General features: G+C 40.8%; 15 protein-coding genes. 2 read left to right on the top strand and 13 right to left on the bottom strand.

Translation table 11 applies throughout. The annotated features are described in order from the left end of the window. The first annotated feature begins 370 nt into the window (after positions 1 to 370). Positions 371 to 631: a hypothetical protein gene (locus HMPREF0240_RS21490; RefSeq protein ID WP_035314520.1), complete on the top strand. Its 261-nt coding sequence runs from the start codon at positions 371 to 373 to the stop codon at positions 629 to 631. Between the two features lie 161 nt (positions 632 to 792). Here the strand turns inward: HMPREF0240_RS21490 and HMPREF0240_RS21485 are convergent, their stop codons facing one another. From HMPREF0240_RS21485 to rplM, 13 genes are all read right to left on the bottom strand, one after another. Further along, on the bottom strand, positions 793 to 2,538 hold the full coding sequence (locus tag HMPREF0240_RS21485) for an ABC transporter ATP-binding protein (protein ID WP_009005507.1): 1,746 nt from the start codon (positions 2,536 to 2,538) through the stop codon (positions 793 to 795). Further along, on the bottom strand, positions 2,528 to 4,321 hold the full coding sequence (locus HMPREF0240_RS21480) for an ABC transporter ATP-binding protein (protein ID WP_009005506.1): 1,794 nt from the start codon (positions 4,319 to 4,321) through the stop codon (positions 2,528 to 2,530). The genes HMPREF0240_RS21485 and HMPREF0240_RS21480 overlap by 11 nt, the downstream gene beginning before the upstream one ends. Next, the gene (locus HMPREF0240_RS21475) at positions 4,318 to 5,793 is read right to left on the bottom strand and encodes an ABC transporter ATP-binding protein (RefSeq protein WP_035314519.1); all 1,476 of its coding nucleotides are present in this window, start codon (positions 5,791 to 5,793) and stop codon (positions 4,318 to 4,320) included. Before HMPREF0240_RS21475 ends, HMPREF0240_RS21480 begins: the two co-directional genes overlap by 4 nt. A 7-nt stretch (positions 5,794 to 5,800) precedes the next feature. Then, positions 5,801 to 6,502, bottom strand: a complete 702-nt coding sequence (locus tag HMPREF0240_RS21470) for an energy-coupling factor transporter transmembrane component T (RefSeq protein ID WP_009005504.1) — start codon at positions 6,500 to 6,502, stop codon at positions 5,801 to 5,803. Continuing rightward, positions 6,503 to 7,081 (bottom strand): MptD family putative ECF transporter S component, encoded by a 579-nt coding sequence (locus HMPREF0240_RS21465; protein WP_009005503.1) that lies wholly within the window; start codon positions 7,079 to 7,081, stop codon positions 6,503 to 6,505. Positions 7,082 to 7,176: 95 nt separating this feature from the next. After that, positions 7,177 to 8,139, bottom strand: a complete 963-nt coding sequence (locus HMPREF0240_RS23635; RefSeq protein ID WP_050794593.1) for an AraC family transcriptional regulator — start codon at positions 8,137 to 8,139, stop codon at positions 7,177 to 7,179. 24 nt (positions 8,140 to 8,163) lie between these two features. After that, entirely contained in the window at positions 8,164 to 9,555 is a 1,392-nt protein-coding gene (locus HMPREF0240_RS21455) for an energy-coupling factor ABC transporter ATP-binding protein (protein WP_035314518.1), read from the bottom strand. Beyond that, positions 9,552 to 10,250 (bottom strand): energy-coupling factor transporter transmembrane component T, encoded by a 699-nt coding sequence (locus tag HMPREF0240_RS21450; RefSeq protein ID WP_009005500.1) that lies wholly within the window; start codon positions 10,248 to 10,250, stop codon positions 9,552 to 9,554. Before HMPREF0240_RS21450 ends, HMPREF0240_RS21455 begins: the two co-directional genes overlap by 4 nt. Beyond that, the gene (locus HMPREF0240_RS21445; RefSeq protein ID WP_009005499.1) at positions 10,247 to 10,846 is read right to left on the bottom strand and encodes an MptD family putative ECF transporter S component; all 600 of its coding nucleotides are present in this window, start codon (positions 10,844 to 10,846) and stop codon (positions 10,247 to 10,249) included. Before HMPREF0240_RS21445 ends, HMPREF0240_RS21450 begins: the two co-directional genes overlap by 4 nt. Then, complete coding sequence (locus HMPREF0240_RS21440; RefSeq protein WP_009005498.1) at positions 10,830 to 11,453, bottom strand: L-2-amino-thiazoline-4-carboxylic acid hydrolase; 624 nt, start codon at positions 11,451 to 11,453, stop codon at positions 10,830 to 10,832. Before HMPREF0240_RS21440 ends, HMPREF0240_RS21445 begins: the two co-directional genes overlap by 17 nt. 79 nt (positions 11,454 to 11,532) lie before the next feature. Further along, entirely contained in the window at positions 11,533 to 12,150 is a 618-nt protein-coding gene (locus HMPREF0240_RS21435; protein WP_009005497.1) for a TetR/AcrR family transcriptional regulator, read from the bottom strand. Positions 12,151 to 12,518: 368 nt separating this feature from the next. After that, the gene (gene rpsI, locus HMPREF0240_RS21430; RefSeq protein WP_009005496.1) at positions 12,519 to 12,911 is read right to left on the bottom strand and encodes a 30S ribosomal protein S9; all 393 of its coding nucleotides are present in this window, start codon (positions 12,909 to 12,911) and stop codon (positions 12,519 to 12,521) included. 26 nt (positions 12,912 to 12,937) lie between these two features. Continuing rightward, on the bottom strand, positions 12,938 to 13,366 hold the full coding sequence (rplM, locus tag HMPREF0240_RS21425) for a 50S ribosomal protein L13 (RefSeq protein ID WP_009005495.1): 429 nt from the start codon (positions 13,364 to 13,366) through the stop codon (positions 12,938 to 12,940). 259 nt (positions 13,367 to 13,625) lie between these two features. On the opposite strand from rplM, the gene HMPREF0240_RS24125 reads away from it, so the two are divergent. After that, the gene (locus tag HMPREF0240_RS24125) at positions 13,626 to 13,838 is read left to right on the top strand and encodes a helix-turn-helix domain-containing protein (RefSeq protein ID WP_347462638.1); all 213 of its coding nucleotides are present in this window, start codon (positions 13,626 to 13,628) and stop codon (positions 13,836 to 13,838) included. The last annotated feature ends 1 nt before the right edge of the window (position 13,839 follow it).

Genomic DNA, 13,839 nt, shown 5'->3' with positions numbered 1-13,839 from the left:
GGCCTCCCAAGGGTAAGGCACTAATCTTTCATTCCACAACCTCTTGATTTACAACTTCGGTTATACGTTTACCTTTCGGGCTTTGGTTTGATGTGCAACCTTACCCACCTCATCGCCTTATCAAGTTTCTGTTCGTAGGCTCGTGAACTTTGCTATGCGCTTCCTTCATCCACATCATTACTGATGCCAACTTGCGCTCCGCTACACTTGGCGGTAAATACCCGTGACTAGACTTTCACTAGCTAGATTAGTGCCATGCCTGGCACACACATGAGAAAATCACACATTTATGTGTGTTTTCCCCCTGTTTAGATGACTCATTTTACCATATAATATCTATATAAGCAATGAAATCCAGGAGGTGGCGGCTGTGAAAACATATGTGATACATTTAGGTACTGTACAGAACTTAATAGACTATTTGTATATGCTGGGGAATTATTCGTTTACAGGAATTGTAATGGCAGGCGGTACCGTCGTGAAGACGGAAGATATTCTTTTGCTTTTTGATTGCTGCAGCAGCGGAACTTTTGTGCTTACAGTTCAGGGATGTGAAGAACGGGAACTGGTACGTATGGAAAGGTATCTGGAGGATTACGGGCTGATCTGCCGCGCTAGGAAAATTGCATGAACTGAACGATAAGCGATCTCCCCTTAAAAACATCCCATTATTACGTATTTTAACAATTTGCATTCAGTAATAATAATCAAAAAAGAAAAACCAGTAGGCAAGGATGTTTAATTTCCTTGCCTACTGGTTTTTCATGTAAAAGGACACGGATTTTACTTAAATCAAACCAGTTTCCATTCCATGCTTTCGTTCTGTAGTTCCACCATATTACGGTATATTCCGCTTTGCTGCATCAAGTCACTTGGCTTACCCATCTGTGCTACGCTTCCATTTTCGAGTACTACAACCTTATCTGCTCCTGCAACGGTGCGCATACGATGTGCAATAACCAAAACAGTTTTGTTCTGTACAAGCTTTGACAGTGCGTCCTGTACCTGACTTTCATTTTCTACATCAAGGCTTGCTGTTGCTTCATCGAGAAGAACCACAGGGGCATTTTTCAATAGTGCTCTTGCTATGGAAATCCTCTGACGCTCTCCGCCTGAAAGCGTCGAGCCATTTTCACCGATTTGCGTCTGAAATCCGTCTGGAAGCTTGGAGATAAATTCCTCGCATTGCGCTGCTTTTGCTGCTGCTAATACCTCCTCGTCCGACGCTCCTCTGCGTCCGAGTCTGATATTTTCCATAATTGTATCGCGAAACAGCACCACATCCTGAAAAACAATAGCATAATACTTTAATAATGTTTCAGGGTCAATGGTGGAAATATCTACGCCGCCCAAAGTAATTTTACCTTTGTTAATATCCCAAAATCTTGCTGCAAGCTTTGCAGAAGTGGATTTTCCACCTCCGGATGGTCCAACAAGTGCCGTAACCTGTCCCTGCTTTGCTGTGAATGTCACATTCGACAGCACGCCTTCGCCTTCACGGTAAGAAAAATCCACATTTTCAAAGCTGATGTCAAATCCATTCGGCGTAAAGCTTTCCGTGCCGGTCTGTATTGGTTCTTCCATAATGGCGCGCATGCGGTTAATCTGCAGCTTTGCATTAAATGTTGCTGCCATATTCATCAGTACGATACTGAGTGGATCATAAATTCTGGCCGCTGCAAAGAGAAATCCAATCATATATAAAAGCGGTAGTTCACCCTTTGTGTAAAGCCCCGCGCCGGTTAGAACCGTAGTAGCCATTCCGATATGAAGAACTGCTTGTGCAGAGCTTACAAAGCTTCCTGTTGCCAGCTCTGCTTTTATGTGTGCCTTTTCTGCTTCGTTTGTCTTTTTCACAAGCTCCTGCATATAAATATTCTGTCTGTTGCATGCCTTTAAATCTCTGTTCGTTTCAAGACCCTCCTGAATACAGTCTGTTACGGCTCTGCCGGCCGCGATGTTTCTTAACCCATAAGTATCCTGCATCTTTTTCGATCCTGCCGTTAATAGAATTGCCGCCGGCACTACCCACAAAACTGCCAGTGCCATTATTGGATTAAAGAAGAACATACTGATTCCCACGATTGTAGTAGAGATGATCGCTGCAAACAAAACTGGAATATAGTGTGAAAACATTTGGTCAAGACTAGAGCAATCTGCAATCATGGTTGCTGTTAAATCACTCAAATCTCGCTTACCGAAGAAAGACAGTGGAAGTTTTCTCAGCGTTTCCGCAAAGCCGATTCTGCGGTTTGCGCTTTCCGTATAAACAGACAGGTAAAGCGCTCCGTACTGTAGATAATGCAAGATAAACAAAACTGCTAAAACCAGTACGGCAATGCCCGTGTAATATAGGATTTTTCCCGCTGTGTTTTCTCCTGCCGGAATCGCTGTAAGCATATACTGAATGACTGCCATGGTAACACCGACGGGAATCATCAGGCTGATGTTGCAAATTACCGTGAGCACCACTGCTTTGACAAAATCCTTTGCGCCCTGACGGCTCAAAGCAAATACATGTTGAATTTTAGATATCATTTGTTCCCGCCTCCTTTCCAACTTTCCATACCGCGGATTTTTGATAATCCTGCCACATTTTATGATACAAGCCTTTTTTTGCAAGCAGCGTTTCGTGAGTACCTTTCTCCTTAATTTTTCCGTCATCAAGCACAATAATGTTGTCTGCATTTTGGATGGTTGACAATCGGTGAGCAATCATAAGTACTGTTTTACCACGCACAAGAGATTCGAATGCCTTCTGAATCTGTGCCTCATTTTCCGGGTCTGCAAAGGCTGTTGCTTCATCAAGTACAATAATCGGTGCATCTTTTAGAATCGCACGTGCTAATGCAATTCGCTGCACTTCTCCACCCGATAGGTAAACACCTTTTGCACCTACAACGGTATCTAAACCGTCAGGCAGCTTCTGCAAAATATCGTCACACTGGGCAGCATGGGCGGCGTGTCGTACTTCCTCGCGCGAAGCACTTGGCTTTGCCGCACGTATATTTTCAAACAGACTCTGTTTGAATAAGCGTGTATCCTGAAACACAAAGGCAATCTTATCCATTAAAAGTGCACTATCAATTTCTTTCACATTCACACCACCGATGGTTACAGCCCCATCCTGCACATCCCAAAATCTCGGTATCAAACTTGCTGCCGTTGTCTTTCCTCCACCTGATGGTCCTACTAAAGCAACTGTCTGTCCAGGTTTCACCTGAAAACTCACATCGTCAAGAGCCGCCCTGGTGCTACCCGGATAGGTAAAGCTGATATGATCAAATACCAGGGTAGCATCTCCCGGTTGCTTTTGATTCTTTGCTTTCACAAGCGGTTGATTCTTCAATATTTCATCCATTTTATAGACAGCTTCGTTTGCCTCCATAAGTGACTGCGAAGCATACATAATACGATTAATCATGTTGCCGCAGGCAGGCGCAAATAGCGCATAGAATATGAAGTTTGGAATTACACTCCACCCATCGCTGATGGACGCAAGATATAATGCGGCCGGAATCAATAGCACAAACGCTCCGTTTACCGCACTTAAAAAGAAAGTGTTTCCCGTTCGACAGCTCATGGCATACTTACTTGCAAGATCACTGTATGAGAGAATTGCAGCATAAAACGCTTTGAAAGAATATACCGTTTGCTGAAATACTTTCACAACCGGAATTCCTCTGACATATTCTACTGCCTCACCACTCATCTTCTCAATTTCCTGTTGATAACGGTGGAAGAAATTCGCATTTTTTCCACTCATCATCATCCCCATGGAGGCCAAAGCGAGAATCATGGTAAGAAGTGTCAATAGTCCCATTCGCCAGTCAAAAACAAATAAGAAAACGACAGCTGCAAGAGGAGTCACCACTGCGCCCACGGTATCTGCCATTTTATGTGCCATCAAGTCCTCTGTAAGTGTCGCGTTATCGTCTACCAGCTTTCTCAGCCTTCCGGATTGATTTGCAGTAAAAAATCCCAGCGGCAGCGAAATAATATGCTCCATACCTTTCTGCCGCATGTTTTTTGCCACACGAAATGCTGAAATATGTGTCATCATCAATGCTATAAAATAAACTGCAAGGTTCGCAACAGAGAACCAAACTGCATACCAGCCCCATTTTGTTAATTCCTGAACATCTGCAAGGGCTGGATATACTGCCAGAATGTCTCTTGCAACAAGCCATACACAAATGTATGGCATGATACCGAGAACCGCCGCAATGCCTGATAAAGTGCATCCAAAAATCGTTAAATAACGATAGTTTCCTGCATATTCAAGCAAAATCGAAATACTGCCTCTTTTTTTTGCTTTCAATTTACTATTTCCTCTCTTTCTTCACATAAGAAAAACTGCCGAAGTCTTGTCTGTGTACTTCCATCAATGCGATAAAACTCCTTTAGCTTTCCTTTTTCCAAGTGTAATACATGGGTGCATCCGCTCATAACCAATTCCATATCGTGGGTGATTACAAATGAAAACTCTGTTTTATCTTGATTCATTTTCAACAAATCTGCAAAATGCTGCATCCCATCATAATCAAGTCCGCTTGTAGGCTCATCGTAAAACAACCACTTCTTTTTTGCATAGATGGCTGCACAAATCGTAACTCGCTGCTTTTGTCCTCCAGACAAACTGGCAGGATGCTTATCCGCTAATGACGATAAATTCATTAAATCAAGCAGTTCTTTGGCCTCATCTGGATTAGAATTGGAAGAACCCATCGTGATTTCTTCTAAAACGCTGTCACAAAACAGCTGTCTGTTCACATCCTGCATCACTAGAAAGCTTCTCCTTACTCTTTCTTTTGGCTTGCATAGATGACCTTGTGTAATAATCTGTCCGCTGCATTTTTGTAAGCCGCTGATACATTCTGCAAAGGTGCTTTTACCTGCTCCGTTTTTACCAATAACAGCAATAACAGCGTGTTTTGGAATGCTTAGCCTATGAACAGATAATATTTCTCTTTTGTTTCTTTTACATATTAAATCTGTGATTTCCATCGCATTATTACTTTCCTTGTATTCCGAAACCGTAGTTTCTACTTTGCTTAAATCCGGAATACGAAGCCCAAGCGCCTGCCTTAATTCATTAGGCATTTGCAAGAGTTCTTTGGAACTGAAACATTGTGCGATTGTACTGTTATCCATGTAAACAAATCTGTCTGCCAATTCTACAAGATAATATAAGCGGTGTTCCGCAATCACAATTGTGTTGCCTTCCTGCTTTAGTCTTTGCAATATCTGTCTGAGGCGCAAAACGGCTTTTACATCAAGATTGGAAGACGGCTCATCAAGTACATAGACTTTTGGGTTTGCAGCGTAGACTGAACCACAGGCAATTTGTTGCTTTTCTCCACCGGATAATTCAAAAATGTTTCTTCCCGTCAACGCTTCAAGGTGCAGGTCAATAACACTTTTCTTTACTCGGCGTCTTATCTGTTCAGGCTCCATTGCCTGATTTTCACATCCAAATGCCAATTCACCATCTGTATCAATATGAAAAAACTGACTGGCTGGATTTTGAAAAACACTTCCGATTAAGTCCGCGGTTTTTGAGAGCTCCGCCTCTGAAATATTGATACGTTCTACACTGACCTGCCCACTGAACTCACCTTCAAAAAAGTGAGGAATCAGTCCGTTCAGCGCACGCGTTAGTGTCGTCTTTCCGCATCCGCTTCTTCCGCATAAAACAACAAATTCGCCTTTGCGAATTAGCAAATTAACGTTTTTAAGTCCGTTATCCTCATCCGATGTATATGTATAACTTAAATTCTTCACTTCTATCATTTGCTTATCACCACGCATTTCCAAATAGTAAAAAACCAATTATCCCAACTTCAATCAGCAAACATGTGTAGTCGAAGCTCCGCATTCTAATTTGAAGTGTACATGTTCGCTTCCTGTCACTGTCCAGCCCTCTTGCCAGCGATGCAGCCGCCAATTCTTCAATAATAGATGTAGAACTAAACAAAAGCGGCATAAGAATGTGCTCAATTGTAACAATCGGATGAAAAATGACGCTTCCTGCTTTAAGAGAAATACCACGAAACGCCATAGCCTTTCTGATTCCTATCCACTCCTGCTGAACGGTAGGGATAAAACGAAACATAATAATCACAGGTATAATAATTTTTACGGGCAATTTCATTTTTTGAAGTGCTGACATAAATTGACTCGTACTTGTGGTTTGAAATATAAGAGTAAAAGCCATTATCATCGGAATAACAATTCTTCCAAGCACCATCACGCCCAATAAAAGCAAGCCGATCACGCCAGGAATCTTTCCTTGGAGCAATACAGTACCAAAGACTGTGAGACATAGGATGCTGAAATATTTGATTGCAACCACTCCTTTTCCTGAAAGACAAAGGAGTATTGTAAGAAACACCCCCATGCAAAGATTAGGAATTGGCTTTGTCACCTTCATGGCAAACCAGCAACTCACAAAAAATAGCAACAGTTTCACTCTCGGGTCCAACGCAATCTTTCCACACATTTATATAATTCCTGCTTTTTCGAAATGTTTTTTTGCAAATTTAGATGCAAGTAGTGAACCAATTGCGCCCCCCACAAGAGCAAGACCCGCAAGAACAAAAATTATCCAACTTGGCGTCAGCTTATCCACCATTTGTGCATAGTCCGCACCATAAAACTGTTCGCACAAGGTTATAAATTGCTTTTTCGCATAAAACAACATCAAAAATGGTCCAATCATCGTTAAATTAAACACCGGATAGGAAAGCAAAAACATCTTTTTGGAAGAATACTTTCCTGCCCTTGCAATCAGCTCTGCAAGAAGTCCGCAAATCAGTGCCCACACAAGTGAAATGAAGGAACTGGTACTTGTTACAATTCCAAACAGCAACCCAAGAATCAGAATCGCACCAAATTTTTTTATTTTTGTCACATACAACATATACACAGTTGCACATACACAGCCCACAAAAAAGGGCGATAGGATGTAAAGAACAGGAATCATTCCAGTACCTGACACTAGCACCATCATCAAAATTACATAAATTGCACCAAACGCACCTGCGTATATAAAATCTTTGGTTTTCAGCTTTGTTTTCATATTAATCTCTCCTTTATTTTTCCAGGTTAGTCTCCACTAACCAATATACAAAATAAAAGAGTACTCTGCCACTCTGTTTAGACAAAATGCTCCATTTAGCTATTATTTCGATACTTAATTGGAGAAATACCATACACGCTGGAAAAAGCAGAAGAAAACTTACTTGGGTTTTCATATCCAACTTCACTTCCAATTTCAGCTATGGCATCATTTGTCTCAAGCAACAAATCTGCTGCTATACGCATGCGAATTCTTTTCAAAAACTCATAAGGGCTGCATCCATAAAGAAGTTTAAAATTATTCTTGAGACTTGTTTCTGATATGTGAAACAGCACCGCCAACTCTCTTATTGTGAAATGTTTGTCTGAATTCTTTTCTATATATGTTTTTATTTCACTAATTGTCTCCATTTTTTTATCCGTTACGACATAATATTTCCTTTGTTTTGCTCCTTCATAATGAACAAATTCCGTCAGAAGATGTAAAAGATGAATCTTCATGTGAATCTGGTCCCCATCTCGTGTAGCCTCATATAACGACTCTAAAACTTTGATAATATGTGTATCGCAGACAAATCGTTCGAATCGTTTGCCTTGAAGATGCTTTTGAAAAAGCAAATCTATCTCAATATCAAAAAACGAGAAGAAACGAACCGTATCAGCATCCATTCTGCCAGGATAGATAATAATGTTGACACCTTGATAATATCCCATTGGCATTCGGGAATCAAAACTCTGGTATGTATTGGTCATCATAGATATTTCGCCTTCAGCTAACCTGAGAAACCGATGTCCGTCTATTCTGCTTTCATAAATGCCTTTATGTGCATAAGCAATCTGGTAGTATTCGCATTCATTCACTTTCCCTGAGAAGTGTTCCTGGGTTTGGTAGTCTGTGCAGTAAAGCTCTATGCCCGGCATAATTTTATAGGCAGTCATATGAACATGACCATCCTTCACATTTAGTAAATACTTTTGGATAAATGGAGTAATCGTCTTTTTTGCAAACCCGAAATCTTTATAATCCATTTGCTCGAATGATTGTGTTTCATTTTTCATTTTCTCACCCACTTTCCTTGGTTTCTATTGCTTATCAATATTAATGACAAAATTGCAGCAACGCTGTATCAGTTCCTTGTCGTGTGTAATAACCAAAATTGCAGTTCCTTTTCTTGATTCATCTTTCAAAAGACTTGCAATGATTTCCATATTTATTCCATCAAGACCGCTTGTCGGTTCATCAAAAATCAATATCCTCCGTTGCGATAGAATACCGCAGGCAATGGAAAGCCGCTGTTTTTGTCCACCCGAAAGAGAAGCCGGATGTACCTCCCTAAATTTGTAGAGGCCAAGATCTTTCAGTAATTTTCTTGCACGCTCAAGCACTTCTGGAGTTTTTTTGCTTTGGAGCAGCAGCTCTTCGGTTACACTATTGGTAAAAAACTGAGTAGCCGTATCATTTGATCCATACCATATTGTTTTTCTTCGATGACTCGGTGCACTTCGTTTTCCAAATAGCTGTACTTCACCGCTGCTTTCTCGTGTTAGTCCGGTCAGGACTTTGGCAAGGCTTGTTTTTCCCGCACCATTTTCTCCTGTGAGAGCAGTTATTTGTCCTGAAAACAACAAAAAATTCTGGTTCGTAAAAATTGTTTTTTTATTTTGAGTAAGGCTAAGCCTGTGTGCAGAAAGAACAGGAGAAGTGTTCTCTACTGATGCCTGTATCGATCCAAGTTCTATTTTATCTACTATACGCAATCCGAAAATATCGCGTTCTGTATCTGACATTTCTGCCAGTTGTTTGGCAGTCTTTTCCCAACACATTCTGCCATTTGCAATATAAACATATCTGTCCGCTATCTGTGCAAGCCACGCGAGCCGATGCTCGGCGATAATTAGTGTATTGCCTTCCTTTTTTAACTTCTGCAACATATCTGCCAGGTGTGTGGAACCTTTATCATCCAAATTGGCAGTCGGTTCATCACAAACATAAACATTTGGGTGCAGTGCATATACAGAAGCAATGGCAACTCTTTGCTTTTCTCCGCTGGAAAGCACGTCAAGGCTGTGGCCGCGAAAACAGTTAAGATCAAACCTTCTTATTGCCATGTCTGTGCGTTTTCTTATTTCATCTGTATGCATTCCATAATTCTCACAAGCAAAAGCAACCTCGCCTGCAAGCTCTGATGAAAAGAACTGGCTCTTTGGGTCTTGAAACACACTGCCGATTTCTCGTCCGATTTCATAACTTTTGCTATTTACCGATTCTTTCCCATTAAATAGTATCTGCCCTGTCAGTTCTCCCGGATAGTACGCAGGTGCAAGTCCGTTCAGTAAACGCGTCAATGTGGTCTTTCCGCCGCCAGATGGGCCTGCGAGTACGATACATTCCCCATCCTTTATTGAAAAATCAATATCACAGACACCAGCGTCGGAACCCTTATAGTGAAAGGACACTTTTTTCAGTGTAATCATAATCGAACACCTCCAAGCACAAGAAACAAAGCGGTAACGCTGCTCCAAACCACAAACCACACAGAATCAGAGACGTTGATTTTTCTGCTGTAATAGCTGCCACGCTTTGCTGGATTTTCCGCTCCTCTCGCCACTGCAGAGACTGACAGCTGGTCCGCTATTTGCAAGCATCTTAAAAGTATAGGAATCAAAACATACTCACAGGACACTGCCGGATGACAAAGAAGCTGAGAAGGAGAGGTGAGACCACGGTTTCGCATAGATTGCCAAACACACTTTAGTTCTGCCCGCATGGTAGGAAAAAAACGGAACATAACCAAAACTCCAAGAATTATTGGCGTTGGAGTATGTATGTATGAAAGAAATGCCGCAAGTTCTCCCGGTGGGGTTGTAATCAAGTCCCAACCCACAATAAAAACAGGTGATAAATTCCAAAACATCAAAACATGAAACTCCGAAAAAACCATCATATGCAAACCGTAAAACCGTATCAGACAAAGCAGTATCGCTAATATCAGATAAAAAATACCAAACCCACGCAGTAACCGAAAGTTTCGCTGCACCGCGAGAAAAGTAAAACCGCACATAGCTAAAACGCAAGTGAGTACCATATTGGATGTTAACGAAATCCCCATGATTGTGCATACAAGTGCCCACAGTTTTACAGAAATTGCCGCATCGGTGCGCTGCATCATAGCACACCTGCCTTTTTAAAATGCTTTTGGATTAGTTTTCCGCTGACCAAACTGCCTGCAAAACCGCAAATTGTGGTAAAAAGAATGATAAATACAAGCCAAACACTCGATGAATAATAACGAACAAATGAATCAATGTAGCTCTGCTCCATGCCGGCGGACAGTGCAAATGACTCATATGTATCCCGAAAAAACCAAAGAGGCAGTAAATTCACACCATTATACAGCAAACTGGAAATCGTCCATGCCGCAGTTAATTTCTTTTTTGATTCCCAGCCATTGTTCCAAAGAATTATTTCACAGATGACACCGACAGCCATATAATACGGCAATAGATACCAGTTTCCCATAGCAAGAAAAATAAAACCAAGTATTGTCATATAGGCTAGCGTAACAAATCGTTTATGTACACGGCTCACCATAAGAAAATACACAGGTGCGCACAAAAACATTGTAATTCCTACTGACAACACCATACTAACAAAATCATTTACCATACAGATCATATTAACTGCAAGTTGTATTACCACTAATAATGTTGTCAGAAGCGCTGTGGTGATAACATCTCTGACCGACCACTTATTTGTTTTTTTCATTTCGAATCCCTTCTTTCTTTGTATTATAGAAAGTAAAGTCACATAGTTCGGCACCTCTGCCGATTGTGTTCCTTCTTGCCCAACGGGCATTTTTGATATTACCATACATAACGTCATCACTCTCACAGAATATAGATGCCAATTCTCTCATACCATAGCTAGTCAAGCAGTTGACATACAAACAAGAGTGACACTCCCATTCAATTGCAAACTTGTCGTTGCGTTTCCATTCAAAATCCCATCCTATGCCGCCGTAATCTCCCTTCATAGACAAAGGACACATGATGCGAAACAACGAAAAGAAAAATGGAAGTTTCCCAAGAGCCTGGAACAACCTTGTCATAGGCTTTGCACCATCAAGTATGCTTTTCCGTATCATTCGTCTTACATCAGTCTCACTATATCCTTTTTGGGGCAAAACCCTATATATGGCTATTGCCGGTAAAATTGCCTTTTCCATATGAATCTCTGACTTCTTGTCCATAGGCTCGTTTTCGTTTAACAATACGACATACTCTCGTAAAATTGCTTCTCTAATTGGAATTCCCATAGAACGATAAATATCTCTAAATTTACTTTTTACAAGTATTTTTTCAGCTTTGGTCATTTTGATTATCTCCTGATCTTATAGAAATTGATTAGGTTAATGGTTAGTTTTAGCTAACCATTGGTTGAAAAATTTAGGCTCATGTGAGCCTTAATAATCCATTCCAACCATTGTTAAAAAATATGGCCAGTTCATTTACATAGCCTATCGCTCGCTCACGCGTCATGTCGTGAGCAACAGTCTCAAACACAGCCGTAAAATAAGCACTTGTAATCATATGATGTAAATCATGGCTTATGCAACCTTCTATTTTCCCAAGTTCACGCAGTTTTTTGTAAAACTGCTCTGTCTGTTTTACTTCTAACTCCACGAGATCATGTATATAACCTGCATATCTCGTTCCATCGGAACAACACACGATTAGTTTGAACGCATCGAAATTATCATAAATATAGTTGATAAAGCAGTTCAAATAAGCCGTCGACAGTTCTTGACTCTCTGCTGTTTTGTCAGCAGGAATTAAATCCTCATGCGCACTCTGTGCCGTTTTGAATTGTTCTTGAAGACCATTCGCCGCCTCTGAAACCAGAGCTTCAAACAGTGCCGCCTTGTCCGCATAATAACCATAAAATGCACCTTGAGTAAATCCAGCCTCTTTGACAATTCCGCGTAGAGAAGCATCCTTGAATCCATGTTTCAGAAACTCCTTTTTACCGACCTCAAGTATTTTTTGTTGAGTATCTGACAACTCTCCCATCCATTTTCACTCCTCTTGTCAAGTGATAATATATCAGTGCTATATATCACTGATATATTATCACTGACTGCAAGTATTTGTCAATAGTCTTCTGACAACTCGATAGTTATACTTCTGTCCTATTATAATTTATTTCATATTGATAAATATGATTTTCTATGCTAATTCTGTTTCTGCGATGGCATCCAGAATGCTTACCATCGGGCGACCTTCATTGAACTGATCGAAGTTTGCTTCCATAACTACGGTCATGCCCACTTGGGAGTCTTCAGGACGAATTGTGATACTGGAGTAATTAAACTATTTGAAATAAGAAAAACCCCGAAAGCCGCATAGCTTCGGGGTTTTTGGTGCATTTTGATAAGAAATTATCTCTTGCTGAACTGAGGTGCTCTACGAGCTGCCTTGAGACCGTATTTCTTACGTTCTTTCATACGTGGATCACGTGTAAGGTATCCAGCTGATTTCAGGATCGGTCTGTAATCCGGGTCTGCCTCAAGAAGTGCTCTTGAAATACCATGACGGATTGCTCCTGCCTGTCCTGTGTATCCGCCTCCGTGTACATTAACCAGTACATCAAACTTGTCGCTTGTTGATGTAGCTACAAGCGGCTGGCGAACAACTACTTTCAATGTCTCCAGTCCTAAATATTCATCAATGTCTCTTTTATTTATAGTGATCTTGCCTGTTCCAGGTACAAGATATACTCTTGCGATAGATTTTTTTCTTCTTCCTGTTCCGTAATATTTTGCGTTAGCCACTGTAATGTCCTCCTTTCAACCTCTCCTTAAAATGTTAATACTTCTGGTTTCTGAGCCTGCTGTTTGTGCTCTGGACCAGCGTATACATGAAGTTTGTTCATCATCTCTCTACCTAAAGGTCCTTTTGGAAGCATTCCTTTTACAGCCAGTTCAATGACCTGCTCAGGCTTCTTGTCCATCAGCTCTGCCAGTGTAGTCTCTCTCATACCGCCTACATAATCAGAGTGGTTGTAGTATATCTTCTGCTGTAATTTCTTACCTGTTACTTTTACCTTCTCTGCATTCACAACTACTACGTAGTCGCCTGTATCAACATGTGGTGTGAATTCTGGTTTGTTCTTACCTCTTAAAACTTTTGCAATCTCTGATGCAAGGCGTCCTAATGTACATCCTTCAGCGTCAACCACATACCATTTTCTTTCAATCTTGTCTGGGTTAGCCATATAAGTTTTCATGGGTGTTCCTCCTATAAATAATCATATCATATAACTTAACTTGCTTTGTCTTTTATATGAAATCAGCTTACTCCGGGGCTTTGGCGTATGCTGTTTCTCCTTTTTTCATGCTGTTCTATTATAGTATGTTATAAGTCTGTTGTCAACATCTTTTTCACTTTCTATATATCTTTCTATATCTTGGTGAAGTGAAAAGTTTATTTCCACTTTGAAGGGGGCAAAGTGGATTTTAGTCTTTCTCCTACTTCCATCTCCACAAATGTTGCATTTAGTCTTACACTTATCATATGAGACGGCCGCCGGAAAGGCTGGTATACATATGAATCCTAAAAATGCTTTTTCCCATTTGACGCTACAGGAACGACGTATCATTCTTACCGGTATTACCAACGGTTCTACAAAGACCGCTATCGCACAGACTCTTGGTAAGGATAAATCTACGATCGGAAAGGAGATCAAACTCCATAGGTAAA

The sequence above is a fragment of the Clostridium sp. D5 genome, from assembly GCF_000190355.1.
In the GTDB taxonomy this organism is placed as follows: domain Bacteria; phylum Bacillota; class Clostridia; order Lachnospirales; family Lachnospiraceae; genus Faecalicatena; species Faecalicatena fissicatena_A.
Note: the sequence above shows the minus strand (reverse complement) of the source record. Positions and strands in the feature narration are given on the sequence as shown.

Coding starts and splice junctions, on each gene's coding strand:
- HMPREF0240_RS21465 (WP_009005503.1), bottom strand. CDS start 7,081: ATGAAAACAAAGCTGAAAACCAAAGATTTTATATACGCAGGTGCGTTT.
- HMPREF0240_RS21455 (WP_035314518.1), bottom strand. CDS start 9,555: ATGATTACACTGAAAAAAGTGTCCTTTCACTATAAGGGTTCCGACGCT.
- HMPREF0240_RS21485 (WP_009005507.1), bottom strand. CDS start 2,538: ATGATATCTAAAATTCAACATGTATTTGCTTTGAGCCGTCAGGGCGCA.
- HMPREF0240_RS21435 (WP_009005497.1), bottom strand. CDS start 12,150: ATGGGAGAGTTGTCAGATACTCAACAAAAAATACTTGAGGTCGGTAAA.
- HMPREF0240_RS21470 (WP_009005504.1), bottom strand. CDS start 6,502: ATGTGTGGAAAGATTGCGTTGGACCCGAGAGTGAAACTGTTGCTATTT.
- HMPREF0240_RS21445 (WP_009005499.1), bottom strand. CDS start 10,846: ATGAAAAAAACAAATAAGTGGTCGGTCAGAGATGTTATCACCACAGCG.
- HMPREF0240_RS24125 (WP_347462638.1), top strand. CDS start 13,626: ATGTTGCATTTAGTCTTACACTTATCATATGAGACGGCCGCCGGAAAG.
- HMPREF0240_RS23635 (WP_050794593.1), bottom strand. CDS start 8,139: ATGAAAAATGAAACACAATCATTCGAGCAAATGGATTATAAAGATTTC.
- HMPREF0240_RS21450 (WP_009005500.1), bottom strand. CDS start 10,250: ATGATGCAGCGCACCGATGCGGCAATTTCTGTAAAACTGTGGGCACTT.
- HMPREF0240_RS21440 (WP_009005498.1), bottom strand. CDS start 11,453: ATGACCAAAGCTGAAAAAATACTTGTAAAAAGTAAATTTAGAGATATT.
- HMPREF0240_RS21475 (WP_035314519.1), bottom strand. CDS start 5,793: ATGATAGAAGTGAAGAATTTAAGTTATACATATACATCGGATGAGGAT.
- rplM (WP_009005495.1), bottom strand. CDS start 13,366: ATGAAAACTTATATGGCTAACCCAGACAAGATTGAAAGAAAATGGTAT.